General features: G+C 65.2%; 18 protein-coding genes. 8 read left to right on the top strand and 10 right to left on the bottom strand.

Annotated elements, in window-relative coordinates; all coding sequences use genetic code 11:
• Positions 1-210: 210 nt before the first annotated feature.
• The gene (locus ABDZ81_RS02840) at positions 211-879 is read left to right on the top strand and encodes a nitroreductase family protein (RefSeq protein ID WP_343772332.1); all 669 of its coding nucleotides are present in this window, start codon (positions 211-213) and stop codon (positions 877-879) included.
• A 76-nt stretch (positions 880-955) separates the two neighbouring features.
• Here ABDZ81_RS02840 and ABDZ81_RS02835 read toward each other — a convergent pair whose 3' ends face one another.
• Positions 956-1264 (bottom strand): glycoside hydrolase family protein, encoded by a 309-nt coding sequence (locus ABDZ81_RS02835; RefSeq protein WP_343772330.1) that lies wholly within the window; start codon positions 1262-1264, stop codon positions 956-958.
• 104 nt (positions 1265-1368) lie between these two features.
• Between ABDZ81_RS02835 and ABDZ81_RS02830 the strand changes: the two genes are divergently transcribed.
• Both ABDZ81_RS02830 and ABDZ81_RS02825 read left to right on the top strand, forming a co-directional pair.
• On the top strand, positions 1369-1824 hold the full coding sequence (locus tag ABDZ81_RS02830; RefSeq protein WP_343772329.1) for a winged helix-turn-helix domain-containing protein: 456 nt from the start codon (positions 1369-1371) through the stop codon (positions 1822-1824).
• Positions 1817-2437 carry a hypothetical protein gene (locus ABDZ81_RS02825; protein ID WP_343772328.1) on the top strand — a complete coding sequence of 207 codons (621 nt, stop codon included), beginning with the start codon at positions 1817-1819 and terminating at the stop codon, positions 2435-2437. The genes ABDZ81_RS02830 and ABDZ81_RS02825 overlap by 8 nt, the downstream gene beginning before the upstream one ends.
• A 21-nt stretch (positions 2438-2458) precedes the next feature.
• On the opposite strand, the gene ABDZ81_RS02820 is transcribed toward ABDZ81_RS02825, so the two are convergent.
• The gene (locus ABDZ81_RS02820; RefSeq protein WP_343772327.1) at positions 2459-3283 is read right to left on the bottom strand and encodes a hypothetical protein; all 825 of its coding nucleotides are present in this window, start codon (positions 3281-3283) and stop codon (positions 2459-2461) included.
• Positions 3284-3406: 123 nt separating this feature from the next.
• Positions 3407-6154, bottom strand: coding sequence for a DNA mismatch repair protein MutS (gene mutS / locus ABDZ81_RS02815; RefSeq protein WP_343772326.1), 2748 nt, complete (start codon positions 6152-6154; stop codon positions 3407-3409).
• A 344-nt stretch (positions 6155-6498) separates the two neighbouring features.
• Between mutS and ABDZ81_RS02810 the strand changes: the two genes are divergently transcribed.
• Entirely contained in the window at positions 6499-9897 is a 3399-nt protein-coding gene (locus tag ABDZ81_RS02810; protein WP_343772325.1) for a methyl-accepting chemotaxis protein, read from the top strand.
• A gap of 53 nt (positions 9898-9950) precedes the next feature.
• Here the strand turns inward: ABDZ81_RS02810 and thiD are convergent, their stop codons facing one another.
• Positions 9951-11306, bottom strand: coding sequence for a bifunctional hydroxymethylpyrimidine kinase/phosphomethylpyrimidine kinase (thiD, locus tag ABDZ81_RS02805; RefSeq protein WP_343772324.1), 1356 nt, complete (start codon positions 11304-11306; stop codon positions 9951-9953).
• A 59-nt stretch (positions 11307-11365) separates the two neighbouring features.
• Entirely contained in the window at positions 11366-12394 is a 1029-nt protein-coding gene (locus tag ABDZ81_RS02800; protein ID WP_343772323.1) for an AIR synthase family protein, read from the bottom strand.
• 183 nt (positions 12395-12577) lie between these two features.
• Between ABDZ81_RS02800 and ABDZ81_RS02795 the strand changes: the two genes are divergently transcribed.
• Both ABDZ81_RS02795 and ABDZ81_RS02790 read left to right on the top strand, forming a co-directional pair.
• Positions 12578-13741 (top strand): site-2 protease family protein, encoded by a 1164-nt coding sequence (locus ABDZ81_RS02795; protein ID WP_343772322.1) that lies wholly within the window; start codon positions 12578-12580, stop codon positions 13739-13741.
• A gap of 170 nt (positions 13742-13911) precedes the next feature.
• Complete coding sequence (locus tag ABDZ81_RS02790) at positions 13912-14946, top strand: TSUP family transporter (protein ID WP_343773360.1); 1035 nt, start codon at positions 13912-13914, stop codon at positions 14944-14946.
• Positions 14947-14973: 27 nt separating this feature from the next.
• Here ABDZ81_RS02790 and ABDZ81_RS02785 read toward each other — a convergent pair whose 3' ends face one another.
• From ABDZ81_RS02785 to ABDZ81_RS02775, 3 genes are all read right to left on the bottom strand, one after another.
• Positions 14974-15606: a DsbA family oxidoreductase gene (locus ABDZ81_RS02785; RefSeq protein WP_343772321.1), complete on the bottom strand. Its 633-nt coding sequence runs from the start codon at positions 15604-15606 to the stop codon at positions 14974-14976.
• 146 nt (positions 15607-15752) lie between these two features.
• The gene (locus ABDZ81_RS02780; RefSeq protein WP_343772319.1) at positions 15753-16592 is read right to left on the bottom strand and encodes a VOC family protein; all 840 of its coding nucleotides are present in this window, start codon (positions 16590-16592) and stop codon (positions 15753-15755) included.
• A gap of 179 nt (positions 16593-16771) precedes the next feature.
• Complete coding sequence (locus ABDZ81_RS02775) at positions 16772-17362, bottom strand: 50S ribosomal protein L15e (RefSeq protein WP_343772318.1); 591 nt, start codon at positions 17360-17362, stop codon at positions 16772-16774.
• A 362-nt stretch (positions 17363-17724) separates the two neighbouring features.
• Here ABDZ81_RS02775 and ABDZ81_RS02770 point away from each other — a divergent pair, with 362 nt between their 5' ends.
• Positions 17725-17922 (top strand): DUF1328 family protein, encoded by a 198-nt coding sequence (locus ABDZ81_RS02770; RefSeq protein ID WP_343772317.1) that lies wholly within the window; start codon positions 17725-17727, stop codon positions 17920-17922.
• A gap of 176 nt (positions 17923-18098) precedes the next feature.
• Entirely contained in the window at positions 18099-18941 is an 843-nt protein-coding gene (locus tag ABDZ81_RS02765) for a class 1 fructose-bisphosphatase (RefSeq protein WP_343772316.1), read from the top strand.
• Between the two features lie 103 nt (positions 18942-19044).
• Here the strand turns inward: ABDZ81_RS02765 and pfkB are convergent, their stop codons facing one another.
• Positions 19045-19968 (bottom strand): 1-phosphofructokinase, encoded by a 924-nt coding sequence (gene pfkB, locus ABDZ81_RS02760; RefSeq protein ID WP_343772315.1) that lies wholly within the window; start codon positions 19966-19968, stop codon positions 19045-19047.
• Entirely contained in the window at positions 19965-20726 is a 762-nt protein-coding gene (glpR, locus tag ABDZ81_RS02755) for an HTH-type transcriptional regulator GlpR (protein WP_343772314.1), read from the bottom strand. Before glpR ends, pfkB begins: the two co-directional genes overlap by 4 nt.
• Positions 20727-20875: the final 149 nt, after the last annotated feature.

Below are 20875 nucleotides of genomic sequence, written 5' to 3'. Positions count from 1 at the left end.
ACGGCGCGGTCACCTCCGGAGTCGGTCGCTGCGGCGTCGATCGATTCATAGTCCACGGTGGGCGGGCGTCCCACTAAAACGCGCGGTTCGGAGCGGATGTGGTCGTTCGCGGTCCGCCCGCCGCCCGGCAGCCGAGCGACCCAGTTACGCCGGTGTCACCTCGATGGTTTGGGCCCGAGCGTATCCCCCGCAACCGACTAGGTCCCGTCGATGTCCTCCGAATCAGCCGCCCCCGAAGAGCGAGCCGTAGCGCACGACGAATCGTTCGGCGAAGCCATCGAGGCGATCCGAACCCGCCGGTCGGGACACAACTTCGATCCCGACGCGAAACTCGACGACGAGACGCTGGAGGCGGTGATCCGCGACGCCACGCTGGCGCCGTCGTCGTACAACCTCCAGCCGTGGGAGTTCGTCGCCGTGCAGGACGCGGACCGGCTCGACGAGGTCGTCGAGCTGGCCTACGGACAGGAGCACATCCGAGAGGCCGGAACCGCGATTCTCGTCGTCGGCCACACCGACGCCAAGACGGCCGATCGAGTGTTCAACGAGTGGGAGGAAGCCGGTCGGATGGACGAGGCCTCCGCCGAGCAGACGAAGGCCCAGTCGGTCGAGATGTACGAGGACGAGCGGATGGGCCGGGATTACGCCGTCCGAAACGCCAGCCTCGCGGCGCAGAACCTCCTGCTGTCGGCCCACGCTCGCGGGCTGAAGGCGACGCCGATGATCGGCTTCGACCAGGAAGGGATCTCGGAGTTTCTCGAACTGCCCGACGACGAGATCCCGGTCATGCTGATCTCGATCGGCCCGAGCGCCGGCGAGGAGCCCGACCGGCTCCCGCGCCGTTCGGTGGACGAAGTGCTCCACCGCGAATCGCGGTAGAGAATTTCTCGTGACTTCAGTGGAGACGTTCGGAATAATGTACCGATGATATCCTCAATGATAATGATGTTCTATATTATCTAGTTCTTTGCTTCTCTTTTAGTGTATTTATAAACGTCTTGGTCACTCTTGGATTGTTTAAAATAATATGGGTTTCTTCCTCATTACAATAGTTCAAAGGAGAAGATGGGTCCTGGTGTAGTGATTCAATCATTTCACGCATGTTTTCTTCATTATATTCGTCCTTCCAACTATAACATTGTATGATGCTTTCTACAGGACAAGGGTCTGCGTCCTCAGATTCATACACACTCCGGCCTTGAAGCATTTGAAGGATTGAGATCTTCTGGCCTCTGAGCACATACTCATCCTCTCCGCCTCCCATTGGTAGGCTACTTGGTATCCGCAGTGATTAGCTTTTGCATACCGTAGAGGTTAGAGCAGGAAACGGACGGTGGATTTATGCATCTATGCATATATGGTCAAGGCATGCCATCGGAGCATGAGCAATTAGTGGGTGCTGCCGAATATTCCGATGCATCGCCCTTTGTACGGCTACTCAAGACGCGGAGCCGGGTCAAGATGCTGGATGCGTTCCTTCGTGAATCCCATCATGATCTCCGTTCGAGGGAATTAGAGAAATTAACTGGAATTGATCAGAGTACAGTAAGTCGAAATATGGAGACTCTGCTTGATTATGGTCTTGTTCAAAAAACTAGAACTGGACAAAAAGGCCAGCGATATCAAATCAACCTTGATAATCAGGCGGTCCAAGCCCTCGCTCAAGCTCAAGATGCGCTTTTCAATAGCGCACATAGGACTAGCGATGATTCTGGCCTAAACACAGTTGGTGAATATCAGCCACCTGAGGCTTCAAGCAAGGATATAGCCGACCGTGTTCGAAATTCAGATGTTGGTGCTGCAATTGAGGATGCCAATGTCTGATAAGAATAATTTTGAGGAGGTCATTCGTACTATCTCTTCCTATGTAGAGGAAATTCTTGGTCATGAACCAGATAGAATAGATAATCTTGGGGAGGAATCTAATGAGCGTATAGTTCTTGATGTACCTCTTAGCGGATGGAATGGTGATTTCTATATTTCATGCCATCCTGACGAACAGAGCTTCTCAATTTGCTACCACTACGATTTAGTGACGAGTATCGCTAATAAGATACACAACCCCGATAAGGAGCAAGAAGATGACGATTCATTCCAAGAATCTATTGAAGAGGCACTTGATTTGGTGAACTCAATTGAGAGAGAACATGAGAGGGATATCCTCTATCAAATATCAGAGTTGGTTCAGCAGCATCCTGTTGGGATACAGACTGCAGATACTGAGGAAGACGTATTTAAGGCGTTCTTAGTGTACGCGAATCTCTTCCCCTATGAACCTGATTTCACCCTTACTACATTCAATAGAGATGTGATGACTGTGCTTAATGCTGGATCTTTAACTGAGACTTTCCTCAACTACTCCTTTAATTTAGGAATTGAACAAGATATTGAACCTACTGATGAAATCCCTAGTGAACCAAATTATCCGGGTAGGTGACCCTATTATTGGTTTCCCCTCTCAGAATGTCATCTCTTGCTTGTCAGCTGACTCTAATGCATTTTTAAACGACGGTGGTGTATCAGTCCAAGAGATTTCATAAGCTGGATCGAGAACTATATCATAATCTTCGCCAGCAGGGCTCTGATAATGAAGTTTGACCCCGAAATTGACGGTGTCCACTTCCTCGAGGCCATCTAATGCATTAATAAAAGCACGATTCTGTTCGTCTTCTGGGTTTTCTCCCCAGCCACTCACCTCAAATTGGACTATAGAATAATAGTCAACGTCTTGTTCTCCTGCGGGAAGGGCTTCTCCAGTTCGTGCATTGAATTGCTGCGGTTGATCTATCCTGTTAAGTGGATAACGGCTTGAGTTCACCTCATATCCAGAATTTTCCTTGTCTTCGTATGAGATAAGAAACTCCACCTCAATCTCAGTTGCCACCTCATTACCAACATTAGAGAGGGTGATCTCCAACCAATCTCCTTGGTCTTGCGCGCCTGTCGGCTTAAACTCGGCAGCATTGATGGAATCAACCCGTAGAATTGGTGTATGTTCGGCTTTTGCTAGGTCCTTCTGAGATGAAAGTATATTTCGCTGGGAATTATAGAGCCCAACAAGTGCTAAAGATAAAAGACTACTTGTAAGGATGCTAACCCCAGTTAAAGCAAGCTCCACAGCATTTTCTTCCGGGATAGAGGCGGCCAGTATATACTGGAAGTAATAATGAAAAAACATAAATGAATATGATATTGATATTGATAATATGAGTATGGGTATTAGTAATTTATATATAATATCAATTATTGAAAGAGACCAGATCCAATGGCTATCATTATTCATATCTGGCTATCATAGAATAGTATTTCAGTCATTATGAAATCCCTGATCAGGAACCAGCAAGAATTCCTCATTAATTTATATGAAACTTATATTGGGTATGAATTCCAGATGAGTACATATCTGTTAATCATTTAACTTATTTTGCCACTCCTGAACCTTCGCCATCAGTTCAACCGGCGGAGTCTCGTTGACGTCCAGGTCCTGCAGGTGATCCAAGACGGCTTCGGCGTCTTCGTCAACTGGCAGCGCGGCGGATGAATCGGATGCATCGGTCGCACGTCCTTCGTTTTCGGCGTCCGTTCGACCGGGGGAGCGTTCGTCTCGCTGCGACGCCTCCCCGCCGTCAGCGCTCGCCGTCTTCATCTGCCCGCTCTGGACGTCGAAGACGACCTGCTTCGTCTCACCGCCGCTCCCGCCGCTCCCGCCGCTCCCTCGGATGTCGATCGCCTTGTCGTCCCGAAGCCGGCCGAGCACGTCCTGCGATCGGTCGACGACCGGGTCGGGAACGCCGGCGAGGTCGGCGACGTGGATGCCGTAGGACCGATCGGTCGGTCCCTCGCGCACGGTTCTGAGGAAGGTGACGTTGCCGTCTGTCTCGTCGGCCGCGACGTGGACGTTTGCGACGCTGTCGAAGTGATCACCCAGCGCGGTGAGCTCGTGGTAGTGGGTCGCAAAGAGGGTTCGGGCGCCGATCTCGTTGACGAGGTACTCGGTGGCTGCCCAGGCGATCGAGATGCCGTCGTACGTCGCCGTCCCGCGGCCCACCTCGTCTAAGATCACCAGCGACTCGTCGGTCGCCGAGTGGAGGATCTTCGAGAGCTCCTGCATCTCGACCATGAACGTCGAGCGGCCCTGCGCGAGTTCGTCAAGCGCGCCCACGCGCGTGTAAATGCCGTCGACCAGCCCGATCGTGGCCTTTCGGGCGGGCACGAAGCTGCCGATCTGAGCGAGTAGCACGATCAGCGCGGTCTGGCGCATGTACGTCGACTTCCCCGCCATGTTCGGGCCGGTGACGATCAGGAACCGGCGGTCGTCGGTCAGGCTCGCGTCGTTGGGTACGAAGTCGGTCGTCTGCTCGACGACGGGGTGCCGCCCCTGCTCGATCTCGACGTCGGCGCCCGGCTCGGCGAGCTCCGGGCGAGTCCAGTCGTTGCCGACGGCGTGGACCGCCAGGCTCGCCAGCGCGTCGAGTTCGGCTATCGCGCGCCCGACGTCCTGGAGCGTCTCGGCGGCGTCGGCGACGGCCTCGCGCAGTTCGCAGAACAGCTCGTACTCCAGGTCGCCGCGCCGTTCCTCCAGGCGCATTATCTCCCGTTCCTTCTCTTCCAGCTCGTCGGTGACGAACCGCTCGGAGTTCTTGAGCGTCTTGACGTTCTCGTAGTGGTCGGGCGCGTCGTCGGCGGCGGACTTGCCGACCTGGATGTAGTAGCCGTCGGTCTTGTTCCGGCCGACGCTGACGTGGGCGAGCCCGTGCTGGCGGCGCTCGCGCTCGGCCAGCGTGTCGAACCACTCCTCTAACTCCTCGTGGCGCTCGATGATCTCGTCGAGCTCCTCGTCGAACCCGCGAGTGAGCATCCCGCCCTCGCGGACGGTCGAGGGCGGGTCCTCGGCGAGCGCCGCGTCCAGCGTCTCCCGCAGCTCCGCGGCGGCGTCCCGGTCGGGCGCGTCGACGATCTCGGCCAGCGGCGAGTCGTCCAGTTGGGGCGCGGCGTCGATCACGGCCTCCAGTTCGGGCAGCAGGCCGAGCGTGTCACGCACCGCGAGCAGGTCCCGGGCGTCGGCGCTGCCGTGGGTCGCCTTGCTCGCCAGCCGTTCGAGGTCGTAGGCCTCGCCCAGCGTCTCGCGGAGCTCCTCCCGGGCGAGCGCCGCGGCCGCCAGCGCCTCGACGCTCGACTGCCGACGCTCCAGCATGTCCCGTGAACGTCGGGGGCGCTGGAGCCACTCCTTGAGCAGGCGCCCGCCCGGGCTCGTGACGGTGTGGTCGATCGTGTCGTACAGCGATCCCGACCGGTCGCCCTGCATCGTCTCTGTCAGCTCGAGGTTGCGCTGGGTCGTCGCGTCGAGCTCGGCGTGGTCGGCGTCGCGGTAGCGCTGGAGCCGCGTCATCGACGCCAGCACGCCGGTTCCGGTTTCCTCGACGTACGCGACGACGGCGCCGGCCGCCCGGATCGCGGCGTCGGTCTCGACGCCGACGCTGTCGACGGTCTCGGCGCCGAACTGCTCCGTGAGCGCCCGCTCGGCGGCGCCCGGCGCGAACGCCTCGGCGTCGAACAGCGTCGGCGTCGCGCCGGTCCGGTCGCGGATCGTCCCCACCAGCTCGTCGTCCTCCCGAACGGACGGTCCGGGAAGCACCTCGACGGGGTCGAACCGGTACAGTTCGGTCAGCGCGGACTCGCGCGGGTCGTCGCCGTCGACGCCGGTGACGTAGAACCGCCCGGTCGTCACGTCGGCGAACGCCAGGCCGTAGGTGTCGTCGCCGCGTGACGCCGCTCCCCCGTCGTCGACGATGGCGGCGACGTACCGCGCGTCGGCGTCGCTCGTTTCTAAGAGCGTGCCGGGCGTGGCGACCCGCTCGATCTCGCGGACGTGGCCCGACTCGGTCTCGCGCTGGTTCGCCACGGCGACGCGGTAGCCCCGCTCGACCAGCGCCTTGAGATACGGCGTCAGCTCGGCGACCGGCACGCCCGCCATCGGATACTTCGTTCCGCCGGAGGACTTCTTGGAGGTCTTCAGATCCAGCTCCTCGCCGACGATCTCGGCGTCCTCGTCGAAAAATTCGTAGAAGTCCCCGACCTGCATCGCCAGTAGGTCCGCGTCGCTCGATCGCTTGAGCGACTTGAACTCGCCGACGATCCCCTCGGCCTCGGTCATGGTCGGTCCACGTCGCCGTCCGAATAAAATCCTGCTGATCGCCGGCGCCGCGCGGCTCGCCGCCAGCCGCCGAGGGATGACTCCTCAGCCACCGTCGGCACCCGATTCCGGGTTCGCATGCTCGGGTCGTGAACCGTGGCGCCGACGCGTCCGATTCATCTCGACGTCGACCGAACCGATCGGCGGATTGCGGGATGGAGTCGCGATATCAGGCCCACTCCTCATTATTTCGGCTATCGGAGGGTTGTCTTATATAATATAAATTACATACTTTCTGTTATAGATACTGTCCGATTAGTTACCAATGGATGAATTTATATTACTTCAGGGATTGCTGTTGCTGTATGCTCGATCCTCTAAAACGGCTGGTCCCTAACAGGATCCGCCGGAGTTACGCGGCGAAATTCGCCATCGTCGTGATCATAATCGGACTCTCGATCGGTCTCATCGGCGGGGCGGCGACCGCCCTCATTACCGACGATATCGAACAGAACGTCAACAGCGACCACGAAGCGACGGCGCTCGGCGACGCAGAGAGCGCGTATAAGTGGCAATCTGACAAGGTCAACAGTTTGAGCGTCCTCTCACGGCAGGATATTCTCACCGAAAGCACCAGCGGCAGTAACGTCAACGACTATCTGAGCGGGTACACCGGACAGCGGAACGACCAGACGTCGTATATCTCTTCGATACACCTCGTCGAACAGGACACGGGGTACGTCCGCAACTCCTCGAATCCGGTGTTCCGGGGGCAGACGCTCTCCACCGATAACCACCCGTGGATCGAGGACACCGAGTTGAGCACCGGCGATACTCACATCACCGACCCGTACGAAACAGAGCGCGGGAGCGCCGATTATAAGCTCATCGCGTTCGTCAAACCGGTTCAGGATCAGGAAGATCTTGCCGTCGTGATGACGTACAACACCCAGAACGTCGGCGAGACGATTCTCTCGGGCACGTCCTACGATAGGAGTTTCACTACGGTCGTCGACGGTGACGGAAACATCATCATGCACGACAGCGGTGAGCTGATCGGCGAGTCGTACCCGACGGACTCCGACGCGTTCCGGACCGCGCAGGATGCCCAGTACGGCAATCCGATCTCCATCCAGTCGCAGTCGACCGACCTCCTCGAGGAGGACCACATCGTCGGTATTTCCCCGACATCGAGTGACACCCGAACCTCCGAAGAGGACTGGTACGTGATGGTCCACACGCCGACCAGCGAGGCGTTCGGCTTCGTCTCGTCGGTGCGACAGTACGGGGTCGGCGCGACGATCGGCGGCGTGCTCCTGATCGGGCTACTCGGCGCCCTGCTCGGTCGGAACACGTCGGTCGCGATCGACCGGCTCACCTCCAAGACCGAGGAGATGGAGTCCGGGAACCTCGACGTCGACTTCGAGACCCAGCGCATCGACAACATCGGTCGGCTGTACGACGGGTTCGCGAACATGCGCGACGCGCTGCGCGAGCAGATCCGCGAGGCCCAGCAGGCCCGCGAGGAGGCCGAACAGGCCCGGGCCGAGACCGAACAGATGAACGAGCATCTCGAGACCAAGGCCGACGACTACCAGACGGTCATGGAGTCGGCCGCCGAGGGCGACCTGACCGCTCGGATGGACCCCGAGAGCGACAACGAGTCGATGGCCCAGATCGGCCGCACGTTCAACGACATGCTCGGCGAGATCGAGGCCACCACCGAGCAGCTCAAGAACTTCGCCGCCGAGGTCGCGACCGCCAGCGAACAGGTGACCGCCTCCAGCGAGGAGGTGCGCTCGGCCAGCGAGCAGGTGACCGAGTCGATCCAGGAGATTTCGGACGGCGCCGAGCGCCAGAACGACTCGCTCCAGTCGGTCAGCCAGGAGATGTCAGGCCTCTCGACTACGATCGAGGAGATCGCCTCCTCGTCGAACGAGGTCGCGGACATCGCCGAGCAGACCGCGAACACCGGCCGCGAGGGCCGCGAGGCGGCCCAGCAGGCGATCGAGGGGATGAACTCGATCGAAGCCGAGAGCGAGGAAGCGGTCGCGGAGATCGAGCAACTGCAGGAGGAGGTCGCCCAGATCGACGAGCTCCTGGAGTTCATCACCGAGGTCGCCGAGCAGACCAACATGCTCGCGCTCAACGCCAACATCGAGGCCTCCCGCTCCGGCGAATCCGGCGAAGGGTTCGCCGTCGTCGCCGAGGAGGTCAAGGAACTCGCCGCCGACACCAAAGACGCCGCCGAGGACATCGAGGATCGGCTCGAGCAGATCAAGGCCCAGACCGACACCACCGCCGAGGAGGTCCGCAAGACCTCCAACGAGGTCTCCCAGCACACCGACTCCGTGCGCCAGGCCGCGGACGCGCTCGAGGAGATCGCCGGCTACGCTCAGGAGACCAACACTGGCGTTCAGGAAATCTCTGCAGCGACCGAAGAGCAGGCCGCCTCGACCCAGCAGGTCGTCGCGATGGTCGACGAGGCCGCGACGATCAGCGAGGAGACGACCGCCGAGGCCGAGAACGTCGCCGCCGCCGCCGAGGAACAGACCACGGCGCTCACCGAGGTCTCCCGGTCGGCCTCCGACCTGGCCAACCAGGCGTCCCAGCTCTCCGAGGCGCTCGACCGCTTCGACACCGACGCCGACCGCGACCCCGGTCCCTCCGAGCTCCCCGACGGCGAGGACAGTGCGCTGCCCTCCGCCGAGGAACTCGCCGCGGACGTGCGCGAGCAGACCGACGAGACCGCCGCACCGGCGGCAGACGATGGCGTGACGAACGACGCCGCCGACGAGCCGGCTGACCACGGGAACGGCTTCGACGACCCGCTCGCTGAGGATGCGGACGACGACACCTCGAGCGCTCCCGACGCGGCGTCGCCGCGGCACGACGCAGCCGGGGGCGCACCGACCGAGGAGCCGGAACCGCTCGGGGACGCCGAGTCCGCCGATTCGGACACGCTCGGCGCCGACGCGCTCCGGACAGACGCCGACGATGCGGACGCCGGTGACGTGCCGGACGCCACCCCGGTCGACGCCGGCGACTCCGACCCGGCGACGCTCAACCGCACCGAGCAGTCGACGGACGCCGGAACCGAGTCGGCGACCGGCGGCTTCGGCGAGCGCACCGAGACTGCCGACGAGCAGGTCGAACAGACGGCGGCGGATGCCTCCGAGGAGGAGCAGCCCGACGCCACTCCGCTCGGCGGATCCGCCGCGAGCGACGCCGAGTCGTCGAACGACTCCGATCCGGCTGCGGACGCTGACGACGCCGCGACCGACTCGGCCGCGGCCGCCGACAGAGTCGATCCCGACGACATGTTCGACGACGAGGGGCCGCTCGGCAGCTCCGCGGACGACGGTGCGACTTCGGACGAACAGGCCGAGGACGCGTTCGCCGACGACGGTGCGTCCGATCCGCTCGCCGACGACGGAACCGTCGGGGGCGGAGAGGACGAGACGGCGGACCCGCTCGCTGACGATGCGGGCGATTCGACGCCGGATCCGCTCTCCGGTGACGTCACCGCCGAGGACGGCGACGACGGAACGACCGACCCGCTTGCCGATCAGGGCTCCGGCGACGACCAGTCGGACTCGATAACGCTCGGCGCGCCCGACGACGCCGGCGACGACGCAGACGCGGACGACGCCGAGGCGGACGAGGGAGCCGACGCTGACGAAGACGACGCCGACGAGGACGATTCGGACGACATGTTCTCGTTCGTCCAGTCGGACCCCGAGAATCGCGACGACGAGAACTGACGGCGCGGCGCTTTTTTCGACCCGGGTAGGAGACGTTTGACTGCCGACCGCCGTCAGTCGCCGCTCTCGATCGCGTCGGCCAGCGCGAGGAGGCGTTCTGCCAGTCGATCGTGCTCCGTCGCCAGCACGGCGACCGAGTGCTCGCGCTCGCCGACGAGCACGCGCGGCGTCTCGTCAACTCCGGCGATCACGTCCTCGACCGCGTCGCGCAGTTGGTTCTCGCCCGTCGCCCTCGCCGCCGGGGGCCCGTACACGACCGACCGCCAGCCGAGGGATTCGACCGCGTCGACCGCATCCGTCGCCCGGATCGTCGCCCCGAACTGGACGGCGGGATCGACCTCGCGGGCGCCGAGCACCACCTCGGCCGCCCGCGGCGCGACGCCGAAGCGGACGCCGCGGTTCGCCCGCAGTCCCGTCCGCGTCGCGCCGACGCCGCCTTCCACCGCTGCGACCTCCGCGGGGCGTTCGGCGTACGGCGTCGCGCCGACGAGCTGGAGCCCGCCGTCGCCCGCCAGCATTCGAGCGTCGGCGTCCGCGATCCGGTCGAGGACGGCTTCGACCGCCTCGACGGTCCCGGCGCGCTCGGCGAGTTCGGTTCGGACGGCGCCGTGGTTGACCGCGCCCGGTCCCTCGCCGACGTCGTAGTGGTAGCGGACCGCTCGTTCCATGAACCGAACGCCGCCGGCGACGGCGTCGCGGAGCGGCTCACCGCGGGCGAGCCGGGCGGCGATCGCGCTGGAGAGCGTACAGCCCGAGCCGTGCGTGGCGTCGGTGTCGATCCGCGGGTGCTCGAAGCGCTCGGCGCCGTCGTCGGTGACCAGCACGTCGACGACGGCGTCACGAGCCTCCCCCTCGGCGTCGAGGTGACCGCCCTTGACGAGCGCGGCGTCGGCGCCCAGTTTCACGAGCGTCTCGCCGGCCGCCCGGGCGTCCGCGGTCGTTTCGAGTTCTTCGCCGGTCAGCACCTCGGCCTCGTCGGCGTTGGGCGTCACGACGGCGCTCTCGGCGATCAGGTCCTCGTAGGCGTCCTCGGCGTCGGGATCGAGCAGCCGATCGCCGGAGGTCGCGACCATCACCGGATCGACCGCCGCGGGGGCGTCGCTCGCGGCGACTTTCTCCGCGACCAGTTCGATGACCGGCGCCGTCGCCAGCATCCCGGTCTTGATTCCGCCGACGTCGAAGTCCTCGACGACGGCGTCGATCTGGCCCTCGATCTCCTCGACGGGCAAGACGTGCGAGCCGTACACGCCGGTCGTGTTCTGTGCGGTCGCGGCGGTGATCGCGCTCGTGCCGAAGACGCCGTGGGCCTCCATCGTCTTCAGGTCGGCCTGGATCCCCGCGCCGCCGCCCGAATCGCTGCCCGCGATCGTCAGCGCGACGGGCCGATCGTCGGGTGCAGGTCGTCTCATACTCGTTAGTATTATCGGAGAATACAAATCGGTGATGGAATCTCGATCCGGACGTTCGGTCACTCCTCGGCCTGTAGCTTCTCCATGTGTTCCTCGAAGGCGCCCCAGAACGGATCCTGACCGGGGTGGTCGACGCGCTCGCCGTCGACCGTGAGACCCGATCCGTCGGCGACCTCGCCGACCTCGGCGGCGGGGATCCCTTCGGACTCCAGCGCGTCGAGCACGTCGTCGACGCCGGCGGGGGCGACCGCAGCCAGCAGCGTCCCCTCGCTGATCGAGACCCACGGATCGATGCCGAAGTACTCGCAGGCGTCCAGCACGCCGGGCTGGATCGGGATGCGGTCGCGCTCGATCTCGATGCCGACGCCCGCGGCGCGGGCCATCTCGTAGAGGCCGCCGTGGACGCCGCCCTCGGTCGCGTCGTGCATCGCGCTGACCGGGCCGGCCGCCGCGGCGGTCAGCGCGTCCCTGATCGGGCTCATGTCGTAGAAGCGGTCCTTCGCGTCCGCGATCGTCCCGTCGTCGAGGTCGCCCCGCATCAGCGACTCGAACTGGATCGACATCAGGCCGGTCGCCTCGATGGCGGGCCCCTTCGTGACGACGATTTTGTCGCCCGGCCGCGCCCCGTCGGGGCGTACCAGGTCGTCGGGATCGCCGACCGATATCGCCGTCCCGCCGCCGATCATCGGATAGTTGCAGCCGGCGTACCGGCCGGTGTGGCCCGTGACGATGCTGACGCCGAACTCCGTGGCCTCGCGGTCGAACGTCTCCCAGAGCGTCGCGAACTGCTCGTCGGTGATCTCGGCGGGCATGTTCAGGTCGACGCTGAGGTGCGTCGGGGCGAGTCCGGAGACGGCGACGTCGGAAAGCAGGATGTGAACGGCGAACCACGCCGCCCGCTCGAAGCCGAGCGACGGCATCACGAACACCGGATCGGTCGCCATCGCGGCGACTTTCTCGCCCACGTCGACCACCCCGAAGTCGACGCCGTGTTGCGGGCCGAGCGTCACGTCGTCGCGCTCGGCGCCGAGGTTCGGGTACACGTACTCGTCGAAGAACTCGCGATCGATCTTGCCGAGATCACTCATGTAGTAGGGTATTCTCGCTCGGTATTTAGTCGTGGTGACGCAAATCGCACATGTCAGCCGCGATTGAGCGTGATCTGGACGGTCGCGTGTCGGCAGCCCGCCGACGATCGTGGCGGCCGATCGGCCGGCGAGATTCCGGCGCGATGACCAGCTATAACCGCCGGCCGCGCCAACCACGGCAGCATGCGCAACTACACGATCGGATCGGTGACGGGGATCCCGATCCGGATCAACGTCACCCTGCTGGTCTTTCTGCCGGCGCTGGCGTGGCTGCTCAGCCGTCCCGACCAGATTGGCGTCTACGCCGGCGTGATCGAGTCGCTGTCGCCACACGGCATCGACGAGGCCGCGATCGAAGCCGGGCAGACGCCGCTGCTCCTGGGAAGCGCGGGCGCCGTCGGACTGTTCGCCAGCGTCCTGCTCCACGAGCTCGGCCACTCGTGGACCGCTCGCCGCTTCGAGGTCGGCATCGCGTCGATCACGCTGTGGATCTTCGGCGGGATGGCCCACATGGACGAGCTCCCCGAGGACTGGAACGTGGAGTTCTGGATCGCCGTCGCCGGACCGATCACCAGTTTGCTCCTGGCCGTCGGCTTCGGCGCCGTTCTCCAGATCGTCCCCGCGTCGGCGCCGCTGGCGATCTTCGTCGTCGGCTGGCTCGCGGTCGCCAACCTCTCGCTGGCGATCTTCAACATGGTGCCCGCATTCCCGATGGACGGCGGCCGGATCCTCCGCGCGCTGCTCGCCCGCTCGCGGCCGTACGTCTCGGCGACTCAGACCGCCGCGGCGGTCGGCCGGGGCTTCGCCGTCGTGATGGCGATCCTCGGCATCCTCAGCTTCGCGCCGATGCTCGTGCTGATCGCGATGTTCGTCTACGTCGCCGCGACGGCCGAGTCCCGCACCACGGCGCTCCGTGACCTGTTCCGCGGGATCACCGTCTGCGACCTGCTCTCGGACCGCGGCGAGGCGGTCGACGCCGACGAGTCGGTCCAGGCGCTGCTCGAACGGCTCGTCGCCGAGCGCTCGACGGGCTACCCCGTCGTCGACGGCGGGCGCCTGGTCGGGCTGGTGACGTTCGACGACGTTCGGTCGGTCCCGCCGGCCGAGCGCGACGCCAGCCGCGTCGCCGACGTGATGCGCGCCGACCCGCCGACGGTCGGCATCGACGCCGACGCGTTCGACGCCTTACAGCTGTTCGCCGAGTCGCGCACCGATCGGGTCGTCGTGGTTGACGGCGAGAATATCGTCGGGACGATCTCGCAGGCCGACCTGGTCACCGCGATGGAGGTCGTCCAGGGGCTGGGCGACATCTCGAAGCCGGAGCTCGCGCCGGACGGCTACGCCTGACACTGAGCGTTTCGCCCGGTTGGGCCATTATCGCCTCGAAAATGATTACAATCGGGGAAGAGCGCCGCCTTTTTTCGGGTCGATCCGCTCAAGGTCGGCTACTGTCCGTGACACTCCCATCGTCGCCGTCGTTCGATCGAATCGTCGCCGCGTTCCTGCGGTATCAGCACATGCTGGTGTTCGCTGCGCCCGTGGTGTTCATCGGACTCGTGTACTTCGCGGCCCCCACGCCGGCGAACGCCGGCGTCGACTACTGGCTCGAGTACTGGTGGCTGTTCCCGTTTTTCCTGCTGGGCGCGACAATCGTGAACACGGTCGGGATCAGCGGCGCGGCGCTGTTCGTCCCGTTCCTGATCTTCGTGTTCCCGCTGTTCGCCGAGCCGCTTTCCTCCCAGACGATCGTAAAGATCGGCCTGATCAGCGAATCGTTCGGGCTCTCGAGTTCCTCGATCGCCTTCATCTCCTACGGGCTGGTCGATCGCAGGCTGTCGGTGGCGATCGTCGCCGGCGCGCTGCCGCTGGTGATCGGCGGCGCGCTCATGTCGTTTTTCCTGCCTGAACCGGTGTTTCAGCTGCTGCTCGGCGGCGTACTCGTGCTCTCGGCCGTCCTGCTGTTCCGGCTCGATCTCGATCACGAGAATCCAGAACCGGACGGCGGCGACGCCCCCGCGACCGCTGCCGACGGCGGAACCGAGGGCGTGCTCCCCGACGACGCCGACAAGCTCGGCGTCGCGGGCGTCGCGGTTGACGACGGGAACGTGACGCGCGTCGATAAGAACGGCAACGAGTACCGCTACGATCGGTCGGGGTATCTGCGGCGATTCGGGACCTACGGCTTCGGCGGCGTGTTCCAGGGCGTCGCCGGCTTCGGCATCGGCGAGATCGGCATCGTCTCGATGCTCACCTCGTCGATCCCGGTGCGGGTCGCCATCGGGACGAACCACATCGTCGTCGCCACCACCGCGATCATCGCGTCGCTCACGCACGTGTTCGGCGGCGGACTCGTCGGTCACGGCGGGATCAATCTGGCGACGACGCCGTGGAACATGGTCGTGTTCACCGCTCCGGCGGCCGCTACCGGCGGCCAGATCGCCCCGTACGTCGCCGACGCGCTCGACACGACCACGCTCAAGCTGTTCGTCGCCGGACTGTTCGCGCTGATCTCGACCGCGCTGTTCGTTCTCGGCGGGCAGGCGTTCCTCTGACTCGGCGGCGCCCTCGTTTCGACGCCGCTACTCGCCTTCGACCAGCCGCCGGAGCTGCTCGGGCGGGACGGCGCCGCGCGCGGCGTACCCCTCGTAGGCGAACGTCGGGACGCCCGTGACGCCCTGCTGCTGGGCGACGGAGAACTGCTGGGTGAGCTCATCGCGCAGCCCGTCGTCGTCGATCGCGTCCCTGATCTCCTCGGAGTCGAGGCCGACGTCCTCCGCGATGTCGGCCAGCACGTCCGGCTCGCCGATGTCGCGGCCGTCCTGCCACAGCGCGGCGTAGATGGCCTCGTCGAACTCGAGCCACTGATCGTAGTCGTAGTTCCCTTTGACGTGGTAGGATGCCACCTGCGCGTTCAGCGAGTCGATGTCGCGGGAGAGCTCCAGTTCCATCTCGGCGTCGTACTTCTCCTGGAGCCGCCGGACGTTCTCCTTGGCCTGCTCGAAGTACTCCTCGTCCTTCCCGTCGTCGACGGAGTGGTCGATCTCGCCGTCGGGCCCGCGCTTGCCCGACCGCAGGTCGAAGGGGTGCCAGTCGATCTCCAGTTCCTCGTCGCGCTCGTCCTGGTACTGATCGAGCGACTGCCGTCCCAGATAGCAGAACGGGCAAACGTAGTCGGCGTACACCGTGATCCGCTCGGCGGCCTGTTGACTCATACCACCACGTTGCGGCGCCAGTCGGAAAAGGGGGACGCGCTCGTGAGCGCGTTACGCCCAGGCGCTCGTGCGAGCGCGGCGTCCGGACGCCGCACCCGCGTGGCATCTCGCCGCGCTCGATGGACAGCGGCGTCTCGCCGCGAACGCTACCCCGTGGTCACCCGAACGCCGATCCCGTCGGGGTCCTCGATGCGGAGGTGATCGCCCCGACGTTCGACGGCGACGCTGTGACCCTCCAGGCGCCGCCGCGTCGCCGCCATCGCCTCGGCGTCCGGAACGACGACGTCGAACCCGACCAGCCCCCGGTGCTCGCTGACGGGCTCGGTCCGGCCGTTCCAGGTGTTGAGCGCCAGGTGGTGGTGGTAGTCGCCGGCCGCGAGGAAGGCGGCGCCGTCGTCGAACGTCCCCGAGACGTCAAAGCCCAGCGCGTCGACGTAGAACGACCGCGAGGGCGCGAGCGTCGACACCTCCAGGTGGACGTGCCCCACGTCGGTCCCCCGCGGGAGCGCGGCGTCGGCGTCGCCGCCCGCCAGCGAGTCCATATCCAGCGGTGCGGTGCCGATGTCGACCCGGCCGTCCTCGACGCGGGGCCACTCCTCGCGCGGTCGGTCGCAGTACAGTTCGATCCCGTTGCCCTCGGGGTCGGTCAGGTAGAGCGCCTCGCTGGCGTCGTGGTCCGCGGCGCCGCTCAGCGTCCACTCCGCGCGAACCCGTGCCAGCGCGTCCGCGAGCGCGTCCCGGTCCGGCACCCTGATCGCGACGTGGAACAGCCCCGCGGCGGATCGCGGTCGGTCGGGCGCCTCGGGGTCCTCGATCAGTTCCAGTAGCGTCTCCTCGCCCGCTCGTAGCGTCGCTCGACCGTCCCCGCGGTCGACCGTCGGGACGCCGACGACCCGGCGGTAGAACTCGACTTGCTCGTCGACGTCGTTCACCCGGAGCCGCACCCGTCCCATCCGCGTCCCCGACGGTAGTTCGTCCGTGCCCATGGCGAGCGTTTGTCGTCATCACGCTTGAACTTGTTTGCCGATCGAACGGTCTGGCGGCGGTGCCGTAGCGAGCGCTGCGGGCGGCCGCGTAGCGGGCGCGACGGTGAGACCCCGTTATCAGCGCGGTGCGCGGCGCCGCGGCTACGGGGCCGAAAAATACGGAAAATCGAAGGCGGCGTCTACTTGCCGCGGTTGCGGTCGCCGCTGATCGAGGGCTTGGTGTGCTCGGTACCCTTGCCGCGGTTCTGCTGACCCCGGCCGCGCTGGCCGGCGCTGGTCTTGCCGCGGAACGCGCGACCCTGGTGGGTGTCGTCGCAGATCCAGTTGAGCTCGTCGTCGTTCTCGATCGCGGGGTGGTTCGGATCGATGAGGATGACTTCGTGCCACTTCTGGCTGCCGTCCTCGCCGACCCAGTAGCTATTCAGGACGCGCAGGTTGCGGAACTTGCGGCTGGCGCGCTCCTCGGCGATGCGCTGGAGGTTCTTGCGCCGCGTGATGCGGTTGACCCCCTGGCGCTTCGTTCGGCGGCCGGCCTTGTGTCGGACCTTGCGCGCAGAGCCCTTGCGGACGCTGACGCGCGCGACGACGACGCCCTGCTTCGCCTTGTAGCCCAGTTCACGGGCCTTGTCAAGGCGGGTGGGGCGCTCGACGCGCTCGATTGCGCCCTGATCGCGCCACTCCTGCTTGCGCTGCCACTGCAGTTCCGCGAGCTGTCCGTCGCCCGGATCCTTCCAGGCGTCCTTGATGTGCGAGTAGAAGCTTCGTGCCATGGTTATCACCACGGGCGTTGCGTGGTTCAGCCGGCAGTCCGGCCACATCCCGTCCTGTCGCGCGTGCGGCAGGTGCCCGCTGGTGCCCGTGTCGTCCAGCGAGTGGGAGATTCTTGTCCGGTTCGGCGCATAAGGGCTTCGAAACCCGCCCCGTCGGGGGCCGCGTGTTCTCTCACGGCACCGGTCGTCCCGCCCGCTCCGCGGGGGCGTCACGCCGAGTAATCGCGGATTTCCGGCGATAACCGGGCCGTTACAAAGTCCGATCTCGGCGAACCTGCCAGTATGTCGATGGCACGCAGTCCGTCACGGCGGGGGTTCGACTCGCGGACACCACAGCGTCCCGTGCATCGAGGTGATCGCGCGTGAGCCTCTCCGTCGCCGCGCAGGCGCTCCCGGTTCAGCTCACGGGAGAGTTCCTGCAGTGGGCGATCCTGTTTTTCGTGCTGGCGATCATCGCGGCGGCCGTCGGCGCCCGGGGCGTCGCCGGCGTCTCGATGGACATCGCCCGCGTGTTCGTGCTGATCTTCCTCGTGTTGGCGATCATCTCGCTGCTGTTGTAGTACGGCCGACGCGACAGGTGCCCGGAGCTGCACCGTCCGATCTGACCGATCGTCCGGCGTTCCCGCGTCGACCGAACGAAAACGAGCGCGTCCGCAAACGGTTAGTGGGCGCACGGAGTGGACTCTCGCATGACCGAACAGCGATCCGCGGACGGACGAGCCGGCACGGAGGCGCGATGAGCGGCGTCGTCGACGAGGTCGTCGACGCGGTGGTCGAGGTCGCGCCCGAACTGCGGGCGGCCCTGGGCGACCACCGAGGGGCGAAAAGCGGGACGAACCCCAGCGGCGACGAGCAGTCGCTCGCCGACCGCAAACTCGACGAACTGCTCTACGAGGTGCTGGCGCCGATCGACGGCGTCGGCGCGTTCGCCAGCGAGGAGCGCGAGGAAATCGCGGACGTCGGCGGCGGGCTCGCCGTCGCGACCGACCCGCTCGACGGCTCCTCGAACCTGGCGTCGAACACGACCGTCGGAACGATCCTGGCGGTGTACGACGGCGAGCTCCCCGCGACGGGCGACGACCTGATCGCGGGGATGGTACTGGTGTTCGGCCCGACGACGACGCTGACCGTCGCGGTCGACGGCGAGGCGACCGAGTACGTCCTTTCGGACGGCGAGATCGTCGACTCGACGCCGGTCTCGCTGGCCGAGGAAAACGCCATCTGGGGGTTCGCGGGCGGGCCCGACACGTGGTTCGACCCCGTCGCCGAGTTCGCCGACGATCTGTACCACCGCACGAAGCTCCGGTACACCGGCGCGATGGTCGCCGACGTCCAGCACCTGCTCGCGAAGGGCGGCATCGTCGGCTATCCGGCCCAGCGCTCGCGGCCCGACGGCGTGCTCCGGCTGCAGTACGAGTCGAACCCGGTGGCCTACGTCGTCGAATCGGCCGGCGGGGCGGCCTCGACCGGCCACGAGCGTATCCTCGACGTCGAACCCGAGGGGCTCCACCAGCGGCTCCCGACCTTCTTCGGGTCGCCCGAGATGATCGATGAGCTGGAGGAGCGGCTCGGCGGGTGAGCGGCCGTAGAACTGACAGTGCGGTAGACGACTCGGACGGCGCGGCGGCGTCGTGGACGGCGCGGCGACGTAGTGGACGACTCGATGAGAACGGACGTGCCGCTCACTCGCGCAGCGAGGAGTAGTCGGTGAGTTCGACGCGGTCGGCCGCGGCGTCCAGCTCCGCGAACGAGGGGACCGTCGTCCCGGTGTTCGCGACGACTCGCGAGGCGACGGCGACGCCGCGGCGCAGCGCCGCCCGCTCGTCTCCCTCGTCGACGAGTTCCGAGAGCACGCCCGCCAGCATCGCGTCGCCGGCGCCGACCGTGTCGGCGACCTCGACGTCTAACGCGGCGGCGTGAACAAGTGCGTCGGGGCTCGCCAGCAGGGCGCCGTCGGCGCCCAGCGAGGCGACGACGCGCTCGAATCCCCGTTCGCGGAGCGCGTCCGCGGCGAGGAGACAGTCCTCGACTGTCTCGACCGGCCGGTCGACGGCGGCGGCGAGTTCCTCCCAGTTGGGCTTGCACAGCGCGTAGTCGGCGTCGAGTTCCTGGAGCGTCGCGCCGCCGACGTCGACGACGGCGTCCCACTCGCCCGCGCGGGCGATCCGATCGATGGCTCCGGGTCCGAGCCCCGGCGGGAGGCTCCCGGCGACCAGACACATTTCGGGGTCGTGGCGCTCGATCGCGTCGATCGCGTCGTCGACGACCGCGGCGCCGACGGTCGGCCCGTCGTGGTTGATCTTGAACTCGCCGTCGTCGGAGAGGATCGTCGTGTTAAGTCTGGTTTTGCCGTCGATCTCGACGAGATCGGCCGGGATTTCCGCGTCGTCGAGCTCGCTCCGGATGTACTCGCCGAGGAAGTCCCCGACCAGCCCCGTCGCGACGGTGTCGGCGCCCAGCCCGGTCAGGTACTGCGAGACGTTGATCCCCTTGCCGCCGGCGTCGAACTGCGCCCGGTCGGTGCGCGCGACGGCGCCCGGCGCCGGCATGGCGTCGACCTGGATGGTGTGGTCGACCGCCGGGTTGAACGTCACGGTGACGATCATCGTACCTCCGCGAGCGTGACGTCGTCGGTCTCGAACTGTTCGGCGAGGTCACTCGGCACGTCGGCGTCGGTGACGAACACGTCGATGTCGGCGATGTCGGCGAAGCTGATGAAGCTCTGCTCGCCGATCTTCGACCCGTCGGCGACCAGCACGACCCGGTGGGACTTCTCGATCATCAGCTCCTTGATCCGCGCCTCGTCCTCGTTGGGCGTCATCAGCCCGCCGTCGGCGGCGATGGCGTTCGTTCCCAGAAATAGCACGTCGAACGTCATCCGCTCCATGAACCGCTCGGCGCTCGGCCCCACGAGCGCCCGGGTCGGGCGGCGCAGCGACCCGCCGGTGAGTTTGACCTCGGTGCCGTCGTCGTCGAGTTCCATCGCCTGCAGCGGGGAGTTCGTGACCGCCAGCACGGTGTCGTTGGCGGGCAGTTGCTTTGCGACCTGCATCGTCGTCGAGCCGGCGTCGAAGAACACGACCTGGTTGTCGTGGACCTCCTCGACCGCCCGCTCGGCGATCGCGACCTTGCCGTCGAGATTTTGAACCTCCTTCTGGCGGTACGTCTGCTCCTGGCCGACCGACGTCGCGGGGACGGCGCCGCCGTGTGAGCGCTCGATCAGCTGGCGATCCGCGAGCTCGTTCAGATCCCGGCGGATCGTCGCCTTCGAGCAGTCCATCTTCTCGGAGAGTTCCTCGACCGAACAGCCGTCCCGCTCGGAGACGAGTTCGACGATCTTTCGCTGGCGTGCTTCCGGTAGCATGAGTCGTCCGTTCGTTCGACACGTTGGGACCCACCGCTATAACTGTTTATCACCTCTTTCGATCGTACGTGATCGGAATATATCGATATGCGGCATATCGGCGCTCGAATCGGGACGTATCGGAAGTAAACTGCCGGTGTGTGGCGTTC

The organism is Natronoarchaeum mannanilyticum, from assembly GCF_039522665.1.
Classification (GTDB): Archaea; Halobacteriota; Halobacteria; order Halobacteriales; family Natronoarchaeaceae; genus Natronoarchaeum; species Natronoarchaeum mannanilyticum.
This window is presented reverse-complemented; position numbering and strand designations above follow the sequence as displayed.

Coding starts and splice junctions, on each gene's coding strand:
- ABDZ81_RS02840 (WP_343772332.1), top strand. CDS start 211: ATGTCCTCCGAATCAGCCGCCCCCGAAGAGCGAGCCGTAGCGCACGAC.
- ABDZ81_RS02835 (WP_343772330.1), bottom strand. CDS start 1,264: ATGGGAGGCGGAGAGGATGAGTATGTGCTCAGAGGCCAGAAGATCTCA.
- ABDZ81_RS02830 (WP_343772329.1), top strand. CDS start 1,369: ATGCCATCGGAGCATGAGCAATTAGTGGGTGCTGCCGAATATTCCGAT.
- ABDZ81_RS02825 (WP_343772328.1), top strand. CDS start 1,817: ATGTCTGATAAGAATAATTTTGAGGAGGTCATTCGTACTATCTCTTCC.
- ABDZ81_RS02820 (WP_343772327.1), bottom strand. CDS start 3,283: ATGAATAATGATAGCCATTGGATCTGGTCTCTTTCAATAATTGATATT.
- mutS (WP_343772326.1), bottom strand. CDS start 6,154: ATGACCGAGGCCGAGGGGATCGTCGGCGAGTTCAAGTCGCTCAAGCGA.
- ABDZ81_RS02810 (WP_343772325.1), top strand. CDS start 6,499: ATGCTCGATCCTCTAAAACGGCTGGTCCCTAACAGGATCCGCCGGAGT.
- thiD (WP_343772324.1), bottom strand. CDS start 11,306: ATGAGACGACCTGCACCCGACGATCGGCCCGTCGCGCTGACGATCGCG.
- ABDZ81_RS02800 (WP_343772323.1), bottom strand. CDS start 12,394: ATGAGTGATCTCGGCAAGATCGATCGCGAGTTCTTCGACGAGTACGTG.
- ABDZ81_RS02795 (WP_343772322.1), top strand. CDS start 12,578: ATGCGCAACTACACGATCGGATCGGTGACGGGGATCCCGATCCGGATC.
- ABDZ81_RS02790 (WP_343773360.1), top strand. CDS start 13,912: ATGCTGGTGTTCGCTGCGCCCGTGGTGTTCATCGGACTCGTGTACTTC.
- ABDZ81_RS02785 (WP_343772321.1), bottom strand. CDS start 15,606: ATGAGTCAACAGGCCGCCGAGCGGATCACGGTGTACGCCGACTACGTT.
- ABDZ81_RS02780 (WP_343772319.1), bottom strand. CDS start 16,592: ATGGGCACGGACGAACTACCGTCGGGGACGCGGATGGGACGGGTGCGG.
- ABDZ81_RS02775 (WP_343772318.1), bottom strand. CDS start 17,362: ATGGCACGAAGCTTCTACTCGCACATCAAGGACGCCTGGAAGGATCCG.
- ABDZ81_RS02765 (WP_343772316.1), top strand. CDS start 18,099: ATGAGCGGCGTCGTCGACGAGGTCGTCGACGCGGTGGTCGAGGTCGCG.
- pfkB (WP_343772315.1), bottom strand. CDS start 19,968: ATGATCGTCACCGTGACGTTCAACCCGGCGGTCGACCACACCATCCAG.
- glpR (WP_343772314.1), bottom strand. CDS start 20,726: ATGCTACCGGAAGCACGCCAGCGAAAGATCGTCGAACTCGTCTCCGAG.